Source organism: Sphingomonas mangrovi, assembly GCF_047975845.1.
Lineage (GTDB): Bacteria > Pseudomonadota > Alphaproteobacteria > Sphingomonadales > Sphingomonadaceae > Sphingomonas.
Map to the genome: position 1 here is coordinate 1 of NZ_JBIUCZ010000050.1, position 15,143 is coordinate 15,143.

17 protein-coding genes and 3 pseudogenes are annotated in these 15,143 nt (G+C 67.8%); 5 read left to right on the top strand and 15 right to left on the bottom strand.

Annotated features, from left to right (window positions below; genetic code table 11):
* The first annotated feature begins 122 nt into the window (after positions 1-122).
* Together ACBY01_RS16320 and ACBY01_RS16325 are read left to right on the top strand one after the other, a co-directional pair.
* A complete protein-coding gene (locus tag ACBY01_RS16320; RefSeq protein ID WP_416462030.1) occupies positions 123-350 on the top strand; it encodes a transposase in 228 nt (75 codons plus the stop codon).
* 207 nt (positions 351-557) lie between these two features.
* A pseudogene (locus tag ACBY01_RS16325) lies at positions 558-878 on the top strand (transposase); the annotation flags it as partial.
* Between the two features lie 321 nt (positions 879-1,199).
* Here ACBY01_RS16325 and ACBY01_RS16330 read toward each other — a convergent pair.
* The 7 genes from ACBY01_RS16330 to ACBY01_RS16360 all read right to left on the bottom strand — a co-directional run bounded on the left by ACBY01_RS16330 (position 1,200) and on the right by ACBY01_RS16360 (position 7,966).
* Positions 1,200-2,594 (bottom strand): efflux transporter outer membrane subunit, encoded by a 1,395-nt coding sequence (locus tag ACBY01_RS16330; RefSeq protein WP_416462032.1) that lies wholly within the window; start codon positions 2,592-2,594, stop codon positions 1,200-1,202.
* Positions 2,595-2,617: 23 nt separating this feature from the next.
* Complete coding sequence (locus ACBY01_RS16335; protein WP_416462033.1) at positions 2,618-3,568, bottom strand: efflux RND transporter periplasmic adaptor subunit; 951 nt, start codon at positions 3,566-3,568, stop codon at positions 2,618-2,620.
* Entirely contained in the window at positions 3,565-3,798 is a 234-nt protein-coding gene (locus ACBY01_RS16340) for a DUF1656 domain-containing protein (protein ID WP_416462034.1), read from the bottom strand. Before ACBY01_RS16340 ends, ACBY01_RS16335 begins: the two co-directional genes overlap by 4 nt.
* The gene (locus tag ACBY01_RS16345; RefSeq protein ID WP_416462036.1) at positions 3,795-5,933 is read right to left on the bottom strand and encodes an FUSC family protein; all 2,139 of its coding nucleotides are present in this window, start codon (positions 5,931-5,933) and stop codon (positions 3,795-3,797) included. The genes ACBY01_RS16340 and ACBY01_RS16345 overlap by 4 nt, the downstream gene beginning before the upstream one ends.
* Entirely contained in the window at positions 5,933-6,376 is a 444-nt protein-coding gene (locus ACBY01_RS16350; RefSeq protein WP_416462037.1) for a MarR family winged helix-turn-helix transcriptional regulator, read from the bottom strand. Before ACBY01_RS16350 ends, ACBY01_RS16345 begins: the two co-directional genes overlap by 1 nt.
* A 389-nt stretch (positions 6,377-6,765) precedes the next feature.
* On the bottom strand, positions 6,766-7,278 hold the full coding sequence (locus ACBY01_RS16355; RefSeq protein WP_416462038.1) for an SDR family NAD(P)-dependent oxidoreductase: 513 nt from the start codon (positions 7,276-7,278) through the stop codon (positions 6,766-6,768).
* Positions 7,279-7,354: 76 nt separating this feature from the next.
* On the bottom strand, positions 7,355-7,966 hold the full coding sequence (locus ACBY01_RS16360) for a TetR/AcrR family transcriptional regulator (protein ID WP_416462051.1): 612 nt from the start codon (positions 7,964-7,966) through the stop codon (positions 7,355-7,357).
* Between ACBY01_RS16360 and ACBY01_RS16365 the strand changes: the two genes are divergently transcribed.
* Positions 7,919-8,734 (top strand): carboxylesterase family protein, encoded by an 816-nt coding sequence (locus ACBY01_RS16365; protein WP_416462039.1) that lies wholly within the window; start codon positions 7,919-7,921, stop codon positions 8,732-8,734. The genes ACBY01_RS16360 and ACBY01_RS16365 overlap by 48 nt on opposite strands.
* Before the next feature lie 31 nt (positions 8,735-8,765).
* The gene (locus tag ACBY01_RS16370; RefSeq protein ID WP_416462041.1) at positions 8,766-9,845 is read left to right on the top strand and encodes a Gfo/Idh/MocA family protein; all 1,080 of its coding nucleotides are present in this window, start codon (positions 8,766-8,768) and stop codon (positions 9,843-9,845) included.
* A 57-nt stretch (positions 9,846-9,902) separates the two neighbouring features.
* On the opposite strand, the gene ACBY01_RS16375 is transcribed toward ACBY01_RS16370, so the two are convergent.
* The 7 genes and pseudogenes from ACBY01_RS16375 to ACBY01_RS16405 all read right to left on the bottom strand — a co-directional run bounded on the left by ACBY01_RS16375 (position 9,903) and on the right by ACBY01_RS16405 (position 14,035).
* Positions 9,903-11,450 carry a tannase/feruloyl esterase family alpha/beta hydrolase gene (locus ACBY01_RS16375; RefSeq protein ID WP_416462042.1) on the bottom strand — a complete coding sequence of 516 codons (1,548 nt, stop codon included), beginning with the start codon at positions 11,448-11,450 and terminating at the stop codon, positions 9,903-9,905.
* A 58-nt stretch (positions 11,451-11,508) separates the two neighbouring features.
* Positions 11,509-11,805: pseudogene (locus ACBY01_RS16380) on the bottom strand (TolC family protein); the annotation flags it as partial.
* A 60-nt stretch (positions 11,806-11,865) separates the two neighbouring features.
* The gene (locus ACBY01_RS16385; RefSeq protein WP_416462043.1) at positions 11,866-12,195 is read right to left on the bottom strand and encodes a hypothetical protein; all 330 of its coding nucleotides are present in this window, start codon (positions 12,193-12,195) and stop codon (positions 11,866-11,868) included.
* Positions 12,196-12,246: 51 nt separating this feature from the next.
* Positions 12,247-12,597, bottom strand: coding sequence for a DUF3147 family protein (locus ACBY01_RS16390; protein ID WP_416462044.1), 351 nt, complete (start codon positions 12,595-12,597; stop codon positions 12,247-12,249).
* 101 nt (positions 12,598-12,698) lie between these two features.
* Positions 12,699-12,791, bottom strand: coding sequence for a DUF1289 domain-containing protein (locus ACBY01_RS16395; RefSeq protein ID WP_416462045.1), 93 nt, complete (start codon positions 12,789-12,791; stop codon positions 12,699-12,701).
* 3 nt (positions 12,792-12,794) lie between these two features.
* Entirely contained in the window at positions 12,795-13,751 is a 957-nt protein-coding gene (dmeF, locus tag ACBY01_RS16400; RefSeq protein ID WP_416462046.1) for a CDF family Co(II)/Ni(II) efflux transporter DmeF, read from the bottom strand.
* An 8-nt stretch (positions 13,752-13,759) separates the two neighbouring features.
* Entirely contained in the window at positions 13,760-14,035 is a 276-nt protein-coding gene (locus tag ACBY01_RS16405) for a metal/formaldehyde-sensitive transcriptional repressor (protein WP_416462048.1), read from the bottom strand.
* Between the two features lie 247 nt (positions 14,036-14,282).
* On the opposite strand from ACBY01_RS16405, the gene ACBY01_RS16410 reads away from it, so the two are divergent.
* Positions 14,283-14,858 carry a manganese efflux pump MntP gene (locus tag ACBY01_RS16410; RefSeq protein WP_416462050.1) on the top strand — a complete coding sequence of 192 codons (576 nt, stop codon included), beginning with the start codon at positions 14,283-14,285 and terminating at the stop codon, positions 14,856-14,858.
* Between the two features lie 184 nt (positions 14,859-15,042).
* Here ACBY01_RS16410 and ACBY01_RS16415 read toward each other — a convergent pair.
* A pseudogene (locus ACBY01_RS16415) lies at positions 15,043-15,143 on the bottom strand (IS481 family transposase); the annotation flags it as partial.

A 15,143-nucleotide genomic window follows, 5' to 3' on the forward strand; every position in this document is an offset into this window, starting at 1 on the left:
AGCTTGCCGCTGCATTACAGGCCGGACAGATGGCAGCATCCGACTACGTGTCAGAACTTCCAGATACCGCTTGCAACCGAAGGGGCGTCCACAGATGATTCAGGCTCCGCAAGGAGACTGGCATGAGCGACCTGTTTTGGCTGACGGACGAGCAGATGGTGCGCCTGCGACCGTTCTTTCCCAAGAGCCATGGCAAGCCTCGGGTCGATGACCGACGGGTGCTGAGCGGCATCGTGTTCGTCAACCGCAACGGGCTGGGTTGGCGGGACTCACCCACGGACTATGGTCCGCACAAGACGCTGTACAATCGTGGAAGCGCTTGGGCGAGGCGGGCGTGTTCACGCGAATAATGGAAGGGCTGGCTGCGGTGGATGCCGAACCCAGGACCGTGATGATCGACGCGACTTACCTCAAGGCGCACCGCACGGCATCAAGCCTGCGGGTTAGAAACGCGATCTCGGCCGCCTGATAGGACGCACCAAGGGTGGCATGAAAACCAAGCTCCATGCCGTTGCTGACGCAAACGGCCGCCCGTTTAGCTTCCTCATGACAGCAGGCTAGGTCAGCGGCTACACCGGTGCGGCCGCACTGCTGGACGATTTGCCGAAGCGCCGTGGCTGCTCGGTGATCGCGGCTATGATGCCGATTGGTTCCGCGACGCTCTGCAGGCCAAGGGCATCCAGCCCTGCATCCCGGGCCGGCGATCAGGCAACGAGCCGGTCAGGTACGACAAGCGCCGCTACCGGCGCCGCAGCCGCATCGAGATCATGTTCGGTCGGCTCAAGGACTGGCGCCGTGTCGCCACCCGCTACGATCGGTGCCCGACCGTCTTCTTCCCCGCCGTCACCCTCGCTGCCACCGTCATCTTCTGGCTGTGATCAACGAGTACTGACCATAACAATGCTTCTCTGTCAGACATGATCCACCCCAGCGAGTTTGGCGCATTGCGCGCCTTTGCCGCCGTGCGTGGGCCCCGGCACGCGCGCAAATTCGCCGCCAAGATGGCGGGGATGGGCGTGCCCTTTTTTATTACGAGAACACCGAGGGCGGGCACGGTTCCGGCGCGGACATCAAGCGATCCGCCCGCACCATCGCGCTGACGATGACCTATGTACAGCAAATGCTGATAGACTGATCGGCGGATGACGGGGCGTCCCGACGTGCCGCCATCGGTATGTTTACGGTGTTCGGGCGCATGATCACGCGCCGGTGGTGGCCCAGCCGCCGCCCAGGGACAGGAACACGTCCACTTCCCGGTCCAGCAATTGCGCGCGGGAGATGGCCAGCGTCGATTCCGCTTCCGCCAGGCTGCGCTGTGCATCCAGCAATTGCAGGAAATCGGCCCGCCCGAAACGGTAGAGCTTGCCCGCCTGCTCCGCCGCGCGCGCGGCGGTGTCGCGGGCGCGGGTGAGATCGGCCAGCCGCTCCCGCTCGCGCGCGTAGCGGGTGAGGTTGGTCTCCGTCTCCCTCAGCGCGTCCAGCACGGTGGCGTCGAACCGGGCCAGCGCGGCGCGCTCCACCGCCTGCGCCGCGTCGATCCGGACGCGCACCACCGGGCGATTGGGGAAGGACCAGCTGATCAGCGGGCCCAGGCTGATGTGGAAATCGTCCTCCGATCCCACGCCCGATAGCGGCCCGGTAAAGCCCGCCGATCCGCCCAGGCTGATCTGCGGATAGAGCTGCGCCATCTCCACTCCGATGCCGGCGCTGGCACTGGCGGCGTCCCGCTCCGCTTCCCGGATATCGGGGCGGCGGCGCAGCAGGGCCGCGCCATCGCCCACCGGCAGCGGCGCGGCGAGGCGCGGCGGGCTGGCGCAATCGGCCAGCTCGGCGGGATAGTCGCGCGCCGGACGGCCAAGCAGCGCGGCCAGCGCGAACAGGGTTGCCTGCCGATCCGCCTCCACCGAAGGGCGCTGCGCCAGCGTGGCATCCACCGCCCCTTGCGCGCGGGTGACGTCGAAGGCGGTGCCGCGCCCGCCGCGCTGCAATCGCTGCGTCACGTCCAGCGTGGCGCGTTGCAGGCGCAGGACGCGGTCCAGCGCGGCCAGCCGCCCATTGGCGGTGCACACGCCCAGATAAGCGCGAGTGGTGGCCGCGGCCACGGCCACGCGGGCATAATCGCGTGCCGCCTCCACCGCCTGCGCATTGGCGAGCGCGGCCTCGATCCCGCGCGTGATGCGGCCGGACAGGTCCAGCGGGTAGGACGCGCTGACCCCGATATCGTAGCCCAGCGTGCCCGGAAGCCCCGCCCCGGTGCCGTTGCGCCGCGCCAGAGTGGAGCCGCCGCCCACCGATGTGACGATGGCGCGCCCGGCCTCCGCTTGCCGCACCAGTGCGCCCGCCTGCTCCAGATTGGCCTGCGCCACGCGCAGATCCGCATTCCGGGCCAGCGCCTGCACCACCAGCGTGTTGAGCGCAGGATCGGCGTATAATTCCCACCAGCGATCGGGCACCGGTGCCTGCGCGAAGGCCGCATCCGTGGCGGAGGCGAAGGGCGCCTGTGCCGCCGGATCGCGCACGGTGGCGCTATCGGGCACGTGGAAATCCGGCCCCGCGGTGGTGCAGGCCCCCAGGGCGAGCAGGGAGGTCAGCATCGGCAATCTAGGCAGATGACGGCTCACGGGCGCGCGGCCCCGGTGCGCGGCCCCACCATATCGGCCGGATCGTGGCCGGTGGCCGCCGTGCGGGTTGCGGGCCGATGCTCGGGCGGCAGCACCGTCACCGTGGCGGTGCGCCCGGAAATCAGTCGCCCGCCCTTGGGCACTTTGGTCAGCCGCACGCGCACCGGAATGCGCTGCGCCAGCCGCACCCAGTTGAAGGTCGGGTCCACGGCGGGCAGCGCTCCTTCCCCGGTGGCACGGTCGGCATCCGAAATGCCCGCCGCGATGCTTTCCACCCGGCCTTCCAGCACGTGATCGTCCCCCATCAGTTCCACCTCCACCGGATCGCCGATATGGATGCGCGGGATCTTGGTCTCTTCGAAATAGCCCTCCACCCGCAGGGATGCGCGGTCGATCAGCGCCAGCGCCTGCTGGCCGGAAGAAACGTAATCGCCCTTGTGCAGATTGAGATTGGTGACCGTGCCGTGCACCGGCGCGCGCACATTGGTGCGCTCCAGATCAAGCTCGGCGCCCTCGCGCCGGGTCAGCGCCTGCTGCAATTGCGCCTGCGCGGTATCGACGCGGGCCAGGTTCTGCTCATGCGTTTCCTTGGCTACCAATTCGCCCAGCGCCACGTCGCGCGCGGCCTCTCGTCGCGCCTGTGCCAGCGCGGTGCGGGCGCTGGCGATGGCGGTGTTCGCCTCCGCCACGGCCAGGCGATAGCGCGGGCGATCGACCACGAACAGCAGATCGCCCGGCTCCACCTGCTGGTTGTCCGTCACAGCGACCTCGGTCACCAGCCCGGCGACGTCCGGCGTCACGCGCACCACATCGGCGCGCACGCGGCCGTCGCGCGTCCAGGGCTCTTGCTCGTAATGCTGCCACAGCCACAGCCCCACCGCCAGCGCGGCCAGGATCAGCAGAAGAGTGGCGCCCCAGCGGGCGAGGAGGGGACCGAAACGGGTCATGGCAGAAATTCCGTCAGGCCCGGCACCGCGCCGGGCAGGGTGACGAGGACGATCAGGCCCAGCGTCAGCACGAACAGGGCCAGATCGGTGAGCGGGCGCGAGCCCGTCCAGCGGTAGAGGCCCAGCCGGTCCAGCCCCAGACGCAGGGGCCACAGCAATAGGAGGGCCAGGACGGCCAGCACCAGCAGGCCGGGCAGATAGACGCCGCCGATCGCGATTTCCCCCCTCATGCCGCCACCCCTGCTTGCGGGGCCGCGGCGGCAGGATGGAGATTGCGGCGCACGCCGGTGAGCGCGATCAGCGCGGCCCGGCGCGTGGCCGGATCGGCGATGGCGTGGGCCGCACCGATGGCGGCATCGATCCGCGCCAGGCCGGCTTGCGCGTCATCGGCGCCAGGGCGCGGCGCGCCGGAGAGGCGGGCGCGGTAATGATCGCGCACCGCCTGCAGCGCGCCGGAGAAAGCGGGCCCGCCCGCATCCGGCAGGCGCCGCCCCAGCGCTGTCAGTTCCGCCACCAGCAGGCCCACGCGCAGATCGCTGAGCAGGTCGGTGGCGGCGTGCCGGTCCGACGGGTCGATGGCGCCCAGCCTGGGGGTAAGCAGGCCCAGCCGGTCCAGCATCCGGCCGTTCCAGGCGGAAACGTCCTCCACCCGGCCATCCACCATCGCCACCACGTCCCGCCATCCGGCGCGGATCAGGCGCCGCGCGCTCCAGTCCGCGCCCAGCGTGCGCAGCAGGCGGGTGGTGGCAAAGGCGATCCCCGCCCCGCCCAATTGCGCCAATGCGCCATCGACGAAGCCGGGGAAGCTGGCCGAATAGCGTTCCCCCAAAGCGACCGAGCCGAGCAGGCCCAGCGCCATGGCAAGGCCGGGCAGCGTGGTTCTGGGATCGAACATCAGCCGCCCGAACACCAGCAGGGCCGGCGCCAGCGCCAGCGCCAATTGGGGGAAGCCGTCCACATGCGGCAGCACCCCGAACAGGTAGAAAGCGGATACCGGCAGGGACATCAGGGTGTAGAGGATGAAGGCGCGGATCGCGGGCGTGGGATCGTCCAGCGCGGCGAACAGGCTGCAGAACACCGCCACCATCATCACCGCGATGCCGCCCTGGGGCCAGTCGGTGGCGATCCAGATCGCGCAGGTGAGCAGGATGCCCGCCACCGCCGCCACGGCGGAGCGCAGGGCGAAGCCGTGATCGCGGTGCAGCGGGCGGCGGGATCGTTCGGATAGCAGCGCGGCCACCTGCGGATCGACCGCGCGCCTGTCCGGCGAACGCAATTGTTCGCGCAGCAGCCGCACCTGCCGGTGCAGGCCGACCAGTTCCGCCAGCCGGGCCAGCAGGCTGAGGCGCAGCAGCGCGCCCGGCTTCGCCGCATCCGCCGGTTCCAGTGCCCGGGCCCGCGCCATCAGCGCCTCGGCCCCCGCCGCCGGGGCGCCCTGCGCCAGCCAGGCGCAGGCATCCGCCACCAGATCGGCCAGATCGCGCGGCATCCCATGTTCGCGGCCCAGCAGGCGCAGCCGGTCCTCCACCGCCGCGCCCAGCGGCAGCAGCATGGACAGCCGATCCTGCAATGCGCGCACCACCCGCACGCGCGGCAGCAGGCGCGCGGTGTCGAACGGCAGATGGGTGGACATCAGATGCAGATCGGTGATGTCGGAGGCGAGGCGGCGCCGGTCCCGGTCCAGCGCGGCATTCGCATCGCCGCCCAGCGCGCCCGCCAGCGCATCGCCGGACCAGCGTTCCGCATCGGCCACGAAGCCGTCGATCCGCGCCAGCAGCGCCGTCGTCACCGATAGCGGGGCGATCAACCCGTGCACCAGCGTGGCGCTGAGAATGCCGATGGTGATTTCCTGCACGCGCAGCGCGCCGATGGTGAAAATCGCGCCCGGCTGCGCCACGCTGGGGAAGCCGATGATCGCGGCGGTATACCCCGCCAGCAGCATCACGTAGCTGCGTGGCGTGCGGTCCAGCAGGGAAATGTAGAGGCACAGCCCCACCCACACCGCGATGGCGAGGGAAAGCAGTTCGGGCGCATTAGCCAGATTGGGCACCATGACGATGGTCGCCGCCGCGCCCAGCGCCGTGCCCAGCACGCGAAACAGCGCCTTGGACCGCACCGCGCCCGCCTGCGGTTGGCTGACGATATAGGCGGTGATCATCGCCCAATAGGGGCGCGGCATGCCGATGCGCAGCGCCACATAGGCGGCCAGCATCGACGCAGCCCAGCATTTGAGCGCGTAGAGCGCCCCGTCCGCCCCCGGCCCGGAGGTGAGCCGGGTCCAGCGTGCCGCGAGCGCGCTCGCCGCGCCATGCACCGGACGGCCCGGCGCGGGCGGCGCCGGGGAGGGTTGCGTGGGGGCGGCCATCAGCCCGCGTCCTCTTCCAGCGCCCGTGCCGCGCGTTCCAGCACGGCGAGCGCGGTGGCAAGGTCCGCATCGCTGACCGGGCCCAGCACCCGGGCGCGCAATTCGGCAACGATCGCCTCGATCCGGGCGGCCATGGCGCGCCCTTCCGCCGTCAGGTGGAGCAGATTGGCCCGCCGGTCCGCCGGATCGGGGCTGCGTTCGATCAGGCCCGCCCCGGTCAGCAGGTTGAGCTGGCGCACCAGAGACGCCTGCTCCACCTCCAGCGCCTCGGCCAGAGCGGACTGGCGAATGCCCTCCCCCAGCCGCCCGACATACAGCACCGGCCACGCCGCGGCGGAGGAGAGGCCGCAAGCCGCCAGCGCGCGATCGGCCGCGCGCCGCCAATTGCGGCCCAGAGGGAGCAGGCGCCGGACATATTCGGCTTCGAGATGGGTCCGCGGCATAATCATTAGCGTGCTAACTAATATGCCCGGCGGTGACCTGCGACAAGATGGACGACGGTGCGAACAATTCACTGCCGTGTGAAATTTTCGCAATTGCAGCATGGAACGCGGCGACTGAAAGAACGCGCCTGTCCGTTCAACACTGTAGCATGAGCGCGACGCGACATTGGCTTCACGTGATCCAGGCAAACAGAATCTCCGTTTGCCGGATAGGAAAGACGCACACACGCGAGTGGGCGAGTCCACGCACGTCGCTGGGACGGTCTCAGTCGGGGATTTGGGCGTATCCGGGCAGGCTTTGACCTTTCTGCTGAACGGTAATGCGAGCCTGTCTCCCGACATGGCCATCCAAAGCCGGTGTCGCGGCGAAATTACGTTACCGGCGGGCTTCAGTTGATGGTGAAGCCGCCATCGACCGGCAGCGCGGCGCCGATCACGCCGTGCTTGGTGGCGTTGTAGGCGGCCAGTTCGTCCTGCGCCACGATGCCGCCGACCGAGGAACAATTGACGATCGCCCCGCTGCCCTGTTCGCGCATGTGCCTGAGTTCGTGCTTCATCGCGGCCCAGATGCCGCGCAGATTGATGGCGCTGACCTTGTCGAAATCGGCGGCGTCCTGATCGGCGGGATCGCTTTGCGGCACCTGGATACCGGCATTGTTGTAGGCCATGTCGAGCCGCCCGTATTTCTCCACCGCGTGGCCCACGGCGGCGGCCACCTGATCCTCGTTCGTCACGTCACAGGCGATGACGCTGGCCGTCAGCCCGTAATCGACCAGCGCCCGAGCCGCATCGCGCACGCCCGCCTCGTCCACGTCGGCCAGCACCGCGGCCGCGCCCGCCCGCGCAAAGCCTCGCGCGGTGGCGAGGCCCAGCCCCCGGCTGGCGCCGGTAATGAAGTCCACCTAGCCGGAAAAATCGTAACTGCAGTTCATGGTGAAATACCTCTTGGGGGAAAATGAGGAACTGCCGCGCGGGCGATCAACTCGGCTGCGCGAACAGCGGCGTCAGAATCAGGCGCACGGCGGCGGGGAAGCGGTTTTCGAACGCCTGCGCGCGAAAGGCGGTGCGCAGATCCGGCGGGATCGTCGCCGGATCGCGTTGTGCGGAAATATCGGCATGGGCCGCGCCCTGCATGGTCAGCATGAGGACCGATGCCGCCTCGCGCGCCTGATCGAAACCGGCGCCGGTCGCGCGCTCGATCACGGTAGCGACGCGCGCGCACATAGCGAGCATGTTGCGCTTGGCTGCGAAAAGCGGTGGATCGGGCACGTTAACCTCGATCATGGCGACGATGCGCGCCAGCAGCGGCAGGAACAGCGGCACCTCGCGCGGGGTGCGCGCCATCACCTCCACCAGCGTTCGCGCGTCGGCTTCCCGCTCGATCCGGGCGACCAGCGTTTCCAGCGCATCCTCGAACAGGGCGAGCAGCAATTCCTCCTTGCTGCGGAAATATAGGTAGAGCGCACCCTTCGATAGGCCCGCCCCCCCACCCCCGCCAGACTGCTCATCGTCACCGCATCGAACCCGTGGGCGCCGATCATCGTGCGGGCCGCCGCCAGAATTGCTGCGCGCCGGGCCTGCTTCGAACAGGTGGTCGCCGCGGAGAACACGGTCACGGGCGACGGCCCGCCGTCGATGGCCGCGCCGGGCTTCCTCAGTGGCTTCTTGCCGGTGCTGGAGGACGGCTTCCTGCCCGCGCATGTCTATGATCCCACGTCCGTCAACAGCGCTAAGAAGGTGCCGCTGATGGTGAGCCGGAACGGCACCGAAATGTCGCTGTTCATGCTGGGGGACAAGGCGGCCTATACACTGGACGCGGCCGGGCTGCGCAAGCGCGTCACCGGCATGTTCGAAGGCGATGCGGCGACCATCCTCGACACTTACAGGGGCGACTTTCCCGATTACAGCCCTTCCGCCTTATGGTTCCGCATCGTGTCCGATTACATGATGGGGGCGCTCAGTTCCGCCGTGCTGGACGCTCGGGCGGTGCCGGGCGCAGCGCCGGTCTATGGTTATCGCTTCGACTGGATGACGCCGATCGCGGACGGAAAGCTGTTCTCCCCCCACACCATCGAAATCCCCTTCGTGTTCGACAATGTGGCGACCGAAGCAGGGCAGGTTATGACCCAGGGCGGCGCTGCGGCGCAGGCGCTGGCCAAGACTGTGTCCGAAGCCTGGGTCACCTTCGCCAGGATCGGCAAGCCGGCGGCCCCCGCTTTGCCCGACTGGCCGCAATATTCCGGCCAGGTGCGCGCCGCGATGCATCTGGACACGCAAAGCCGCGTCGCCCCCTACATGCCGCCCGCTATTCTCCCCATCTTCCACGACAGGTTATGGCGCGCCGCCGGGCTCGCCTGAACATCGCGCAAACAACCGAAGGATTGCCCCCATGCCTGCCCAGCCCATCCGCATCGGCTTCATCGGCCTCAACCCCGATGCCCACTGGGCGGCTGCGGCGCATCTGCCCGCGCTCCGGGTGCTGGCCAACCAATTCGAGATCGTCGGCGTCTCCAATAGCAGCGCCCAGAGCGCCCAGCGGACCAAGGACGCGCTCGGCCTGAAACACGCCTTCGCCAGCGCGGACGAACTGGTCGCCTCGCCCGAGGTCGATCTGGTCGTCGTCACGGTGAAGGTGCCGCACCATCTGGAACTGGTTCGCAAGGCGATCGCGGCGGGCAAGCATGTCCATTGCGAATGGCCGCTGGGCAACGGCCTCGCCGAAGCGGAGGAACTCGCCGCGCTGGCCGGGGAGAAACGCGTGGTCGCGACTGTCGGCACGCAGGCACGCTCCGCGCCCGAAATCCTGTATCTCAGGAAACTGATCGCAGACGGTTATGTCGGCGACGTGCTGTCCACCTCGGTCATCGCATCGGGCGGCAATTGGGGTGATCGCACGACGGAGGACCTGCGCTACCTCTACGATCGCGTGAACGGCGCGACGATGCTGACCATCCCGATGGGGCATTTCCTTGCCGCCATGCGCGACGTGCTGGGCGACGTGGCGGAGATCGACGCCCGGCTCGACATCCGCCGCCCGGAGGTGACGGTGGAGCCAACCGGCGAACGTTTCACCCGCAGCGCGGCCGACCAGATCATGGCGTTCGGCACGCTGAAACGCGGTGGATCGCTGTCGCTCCATTATCGCGGCGGGATGACGCCCGGCACCAACTTCCTGTGGACGATCGAGGGCAGCGCCGGCGTGATTGAGGTCACCGGCGCCAACGGGCACACGCAGATGGTGCAACTTTCCTTGCGCGGCGCGACGGGCGACGACGGCGCGTTGCAGGATATCACGGTGCCGCCGGACTATGGCGCCGGCCTGCCGGACGCGCAGCCCGCCCGCAATGTCGCGGCGGTCTATGCCCGCATCGCCGAGGACATCCGCACCGGATCGCGCACCGCGCCCAGCTTCGACGATGCGGTCGCGCTGCACCGTGTGATCGGCCGGATCGGGCAGGCCGCCGGATAAGGCGAAAGGTGGGCGCGTGGCCGGTGTCGCACCGCCACGCGCCCGCCCCGGTCGCCGTTACGATCTGGCGCAGGTGTAGCTGCCGGCCGCATTCCGATCGCCGCCAGTGTAGCGGGCATAAGCCGGGAATGCGCAGATCGGCATGGCCCGATCCGGCATGGTCGGTGCCTTGGCGGGCATATGTTCTGGCGCGGTGCCGGTTTCGCGCCATTGCTCCAGCAGCGTCAACGGGTCGAAATCGTCGAACGCCGGGCCGCCGCCGCAATGGTTCATGCCCGGCACCACGAACAGGCGCGACACGTCCGGCCCGGTATCCGCCGACACCGCCGCCTGCCACTGCGTGATGTCGTTGGCGGAGAAGATCGGATCGGCCGCCCCCTGAAAGACGATCATCTTACCGCCACGGCTGGCAAAGGTGCTCAGAAACGTATGGTTGGCATCGAAATAGCCGCCTACCTGCGCCACGTCGCGCGCCAGCGCCGCGTAATCGGGGCTGGCCGCCACATCGCGCGGCGGGGTGAGGAACAACTGGCCGGTCGACGGCGCGCTGAGCGACTGGTTCATCGCCGGCCGCTCCTTGGTGCCCAGCATCCACGCGCGCCAGCCCGGCGCGCCGATCCCCGGATCCCACGGCCAGCTGGCATAGACCGGGTTGCCCGCGGCATCATGCGCGCCGTTCATCACCGCCACCAGCGCATCGAGCTTCGCCTTCGACAGCTTGCCGCGCAGCGCCTTCGGATCGAACCGGCACTGGCCGAATGCGGCCACGATCCCGTCGCGGACCCCGTCCAGCGCGTCGCATTGCTTGGTCACTTCCGCTGCTACCACGTTCAGATCGGCGGGGGTCAGCGCGCGCCACAATTCCCCGTCCGGCGCGATCCGCTGGAACTGGCGCAGGTTCCATACCGATCCGATTGCCGCGTGGCTCAGGTGAAAACCGGGATTGCCCGCCACGATCCCGTCGAATTCGGTCGGAAAGCGCATCGCGGCCTGCATCGCCTCGCGCCCGCCGTTGGAACAGCCCATGAAATAGGATTCGCTCGGCCCCTTTCCGTAAAAGGCGCGGATCAGCGCCTTGGCCGTGTCGCTCACCTTGCCGATCGCGGCATAGCCGAGATCCAGCCGTGCCTGCTGATCCTTGGCGAAATCCAGATTGGGCTGCGCATGGCCGCCGTCCATGCTGACCACGGCATAGCCACGTCGGATGGCGGGCTTCGCGGTCGATCCGGTGCTGGGGATCAGCCCGACCGCCAGCGCGAGAAATCCGTCGGTGCCGCCGCCGCCCTGAAACAGGAAGCGGCCGTTCCAATCCTTTGGCATGCGGATCTGGAAGCGGATGCCGTAGCGCCCGCCCACCCCCTGGCGATCGTCGATCTTGCCTTCCACCAGACAATGCTCGCCCACCTGAGTTTCGCGTGGGGCGGCGCCGGTCATCGCACTCATCGGATCGGCCGGCAGGGTTTGCGCGGATTGCGCCTCGGCGTTCGAGATGCTGACGTTGTGCAGCTTCAGCGCGGCCAGATCCCTGCAATCGGCTGCCATCGCCGGGCTGGCGGCCAGAGCCATCGTCAGCACCGCAGCGCCCGTCAACAGAACATGCTGCATATCATCGTCCCTCTACCCGGCAGATCAGCCGATCCTGCAACCGCTTCAATCCTTGCGCAATCGTGGTTTCGGCACTCCGAAGCCCGGTGTACGGACCACTGCCGACGACGTTTTCGATCTGCCCTTGTGCGACCGGGTTGGGACGAAGACCTGCGACGGTCCGGCCGGCGCGGGCAGCCTCGACGGCAGCCCCGGCTGCCTCTGCAGCGGGAGCCGACCCCCCGGCGGCGCTGACCGCTTGGTCGAGCGAGTAGATCCAGCCGGCCGCCGCTTCCGCAACGGGCGGGCTGGTCTGCGCCTGCAGCGACGATGCGCGGGCGCCTGCGGCCAACGCGGCCGCGATGATACGATGCATGAAGAAGATGCTCCTGACGAAATGCCAATCACGGGCGCGGGTGCGCACCCGGTCGGATCGTCAGGCTCTTGGAGGTCTCGGACTGACGCTGCCGTCGGCAGCAACAAGCACATCAGCGCCGCAGACCGGTCGCTGGTTGGTTACACGTGCATGAAGCGGAGCGCCCTGAAGGTGGGCAGGAGTCCCGATATCGTGACCATGGCAGATGCTGTGGTGGTGCGGCACGGCCTTGTCGCTGTCCGCAGGCGCTTCATCTCCGTCTCCGGACATGTGGACCGTGAATTCGATACCCCCCATGCTGCCACCCACCGCCTCGGCGGCATGCGCCATGCCGGACCAGCTGGTCAGGACCAGCATCAGGCAGACAAAGAAGGGCAGCAGCTTGCGCACGAGTGCCTCTCTACCACGTCGCCGAAGCGAGGTAACCCCGTTCCGTTCCCATCAGAGCCGGAGACCGAACCGTGGCGTGATCAAGGTCATCGCCGAGTAGAGCACGATCGTCAGCAGACATCCCAGCACCAGCGCGAGCCAGAACGGCCAGCCATGTCGCAGCAGGGCGGGGATCACCAGAAACATCGGCAGGGAGGGAAGAACGTACCAGAACGTTGCGCCCGAATGTGCCGCCATGTTTTCCGCGTCCGGCTTTTCACTCCACAGCCAGATCATGCCGAGCACCGACACGAGCGGCAGCGACGCAATCAGCGCGCCGAAGCCAGGATAGCGCTTCGCGATCTCCGAGGCGGCTGCAATCAGAATACCAGAGATCAGCGCCTTGATAACCAGGTAGAGCATCAGCTTGTGCCCGACCGGGAAGCGGCTTCAGCGCCGAGCTTGGAGAGCCGGCGTGGGAGTTCGTCCAGCACGCGCCGTGCCTCACCCGGCCGGAGGTTGCGCTAGCGCCGCACTTCCTCGCGCGAACGGCTGCAGCCGCGGCACCAGCCGCTGCGGCCATCAAAGCCGCATAGATCAACGCAGGGCGACTTCACGGCTCAGAGCCGCTCGATCGTAGTGTGCGACAGTTCGTGCACGGACGCGAGCCGCTGGCGGATAACGTCGCGCGTGACACTCGGATCGCCAACAACGCTGACGATGGCGGCGTGCGCCTCCGGCCCGACCCGCCAGACGTGGAGGTCGGCAATGCGCGTGTCGCCCGGTGCTTCGACCAGCTCGCGGATCTCGTCCGCGACATGATCATCGGTGCGGTCGAGCAGGATGGCGGAGGTGTCGCGCATAAGGCTCCACGACCAGCGGGCGATCACGACGGCGCCGACGATGCCCATCACCGGATCCATCCAGACCCAGCCGAGATAACGGCCGGCGACCAGCGCGGCGATCGCGAGCACGGAAGTCAGCGCATCCGCGAGCACGTGGATGTAGGCCGAGCGCAGATTGTTGTCGCCTCCGTGCGCATCGCTGTGCCCGGCATGTCCATGATGGTGCCCGTGGTGGTGATCATGACCATGATGATGACCGTGACCATGGCCGTGGGAGCCGGAAAGCAGGAAGGCGGAGGCGATGTTCACCAGAAGGCCGAGCGCCGCGATCAAGGTCGCCTCACCGAACGCCACGGTGATCGGCTGAAACAGGCGGGCGACGGACTCGACGCCGATCCCGAGCGAGATGAGGCCAAGGACCATCGCCGAAGCAAACCCCGCCAAATCGCCGACCTTGCCGGTACCGAAGCTGTAGACCGGGCTGCGCGCGTGACGCTTGGCATAAGCATAGGCGAGCGCCGCAACTGTGAGTGCACCGGCGTGCGTCGCCATGTGGAAGCCGTCGGCGAGCAGCGCCATCGAGCCGGTCCAGTAGCCGGCGACAATCTCGCCCACCATCATGACGGCGGTCAGCGCGACGACCCAGCGCGTACGGCGGGCATTCTCGTCATGCGACGCGCCGAGGAAGACGTGATCGTGAGCATAGGCGCCGATCTCGGATGCCGAAGCCATCGCCGGTCCTACTTGGAGTAGCGGCGGATCACCGCCAGTAGTTCGTCGGCGCCCTTGGTGCGCTCTTCATCGGTCAGACCAGCGCGTGCGACGTGGGCCTCGAGATGGTCGGCGATGATCTCCTCGACGAGGCCGTTCACCGCCCCTCGAACAGCGGCGACGAGGTGCAGCACCTTGTCGCACGATGCCTCTGCCGTGAGCTCGCGCTCGACGGCCGCCACTTGACCGGCAATGCGGCGCACGCGGGCGATCAGGTCCGCATTATTGTTATGAATGTGCGACATACCCCTACCCCCTACCCCTGGTTCCTTGTTGCGGCAACTGGCATCCACCGCTAGATGCTGCGGTGTTCTTGGGGAGTAGCCACCCGCACCGCGGGGTTCTCGTCAACATGATCGGTAGCGTCTTCGGATCGCGGCCGTGGCGTGGACAGCAGGCTTTTAGGCCTGCCAGGCAAGACCAACGACGCGTCGCCTCTTTGTGGCCGGAGGTGGGCTCGTCGTTGTCGGTCCGGCCCCTGAGTGAATTACTATGACTGGTATCCTTACGCTGGGCGCCCTTGGCGCCAGCCTGTCTGTCGACGCTTTTGCCGCCTCGCTTGGCAAAGGCGCAACGGAGCAGAAGAGCCGCTGGTCGGACGCCATGCGCGTCGGCGTCGTGTTCGGCTTCTTCGAAGCGCTGACGCCGGCGATCGGTTACCTTCTCGGCTTCATGCTGAACGACTGGATCGCCAGCTACGATCATTGGGTGGCGTTTGGTCTCTTGCTGGCAGTCGGTGCCTATATGATCCGCGAAGCCGTCCAGAAGGAAGACACCGCGGCGGCCGACGAGCCCTCTAACCTCGGCTTCTGGCGCCTGGCGGCAACCGCAATCGCAACCAGCATCGATGCCGCGGCTGTGGGTGTTTCCCTCGCGCTCATGGACGTGAACCTTTGGGTCGCGTGCGCAGTTATCGGTGGCGTCACGACGGTGGTTGCGACGGGTGGAATGATCCTCGGCAGGCATGTCGGCCCTTACCTTGGCCGATATGCGGGCATCCTTGGTGGCTTCGTCCTCGTCGCAATTGGCGGGTCGATCCTGTTCCAGCACCTTTCCGGCGCAGCATAAGAAAGGCGCAAAGCATGGCAGAGACGCGAAACGGCATGGCGCGTTACAACAACGGTGCCGTCGCCTTTCACTGGATCATCGCCGCCCTTGTCGTGGCTCAGGTCTATGTCGGCTGAGCGACAAACGCCGCGCGCTACTGTTTCTAGCCGCCGACTTCTAAACGTCGGCGCACGACCTCGCGCGGCTAGGTGTTCAGTCCCGGCATCTGGTGGATCGGATTGACGATGAAGCGTTCTGGCTCTGAGGTCCAGAGCTTGGCGATGTATTCGTAGGGTGTGAGGCCGC

Excerpts from the sequence above, each read along its gene's own strand:
- ACBY01_RS16320 (WP_416462030.1), top strand. The coding sequence starts at position 123 with ATGAGCGACCTGTTTTGGCTGACGGACGAGCAGATGGTGCGCCTGCGA.
- ACBY01_RS16330 (WP_416462032.1), bottom strand. The coding sequence starts at position 2,594 with ATGCTGACCTCCCTGCTCGCCCTGGGGGCCTGCACCACCGCGGGGCCG.
- ACBY01_RS16335 (WP_416462033.1), bottom strand. The coding sequence starts at position 3,568 with ATGACCCGTTTCGGTCCCCTCCTCGCCCGCTGGGGCGCCACTCTTCTG.
- ACBY01_RS16340 (WP_416462034.1), bottom strand. The coding sequence starts at position 3,798 with ATGAGGGGGGAAATCGCGATCGGCGGCGTCTATCTGCCCGGCCTGCTG.
- ACBY01_RS16345 (WP_416462036.1), bottom strand. The coding sequence starts at position 5,933 with ATGGCCGCCCCCACGCAACCCTCCCCGGCGCCGCCCGCGCCGGGCCGT.
- ACBY01_RS16350 (WP_416462037.1), bottom strand. The coding sequence starts at position 6,376 with ATGCCGCGGACCCATCTCGAAGCCGAATATGTCCGGCGCCTGCTCCCT.
- ACBY01_RS16370 (WP_416462041.1), top strand. The coding sequence starts at position 8,766 with ATGCCTGCCCAGCCCATCCGCATCGGCTTCATCGGCCTCAACCCCGAT.
- ACBY01_RS16375 (WP_416462042.1), bottom strand. The coding sequence starts at position 11,450 with ATGCAGCATGTTCTGTTGACGGGCGCTGCGGTGCTGACGATGGCTCTG.
- ACBY01_RS16390 (WP_416462044.1), bottom strand. The coding sequence starts at position 12,597 with ATGCTCTACCTGGTTATCAAGGCGCTGATCTCTGGTATTCTGATTGCA.
- dmeF (WP_416462046.1), bottom strand. The coding sequence starts at position 13,751 with ATGGCTTCGGCATCCGAGATCGGCGCCTATGCTCACGATCACGTCTTC.
- ACBY01_RS16405 (WP_416462048.1), bottom strand. The coding sequence starts at position 14,035 with ATGTCGCACATTCATAACAATAATGCGGACCTGATCGCCCGCGTGCGC.
- ACBY01_RS16410 (WP_416462050.1), top strand. The coding sequence starts at position 14,283 with ATGACTGGTATCCTTACGCTGGGCGCCCTTGGCGCCAGCCTGTCTGTC.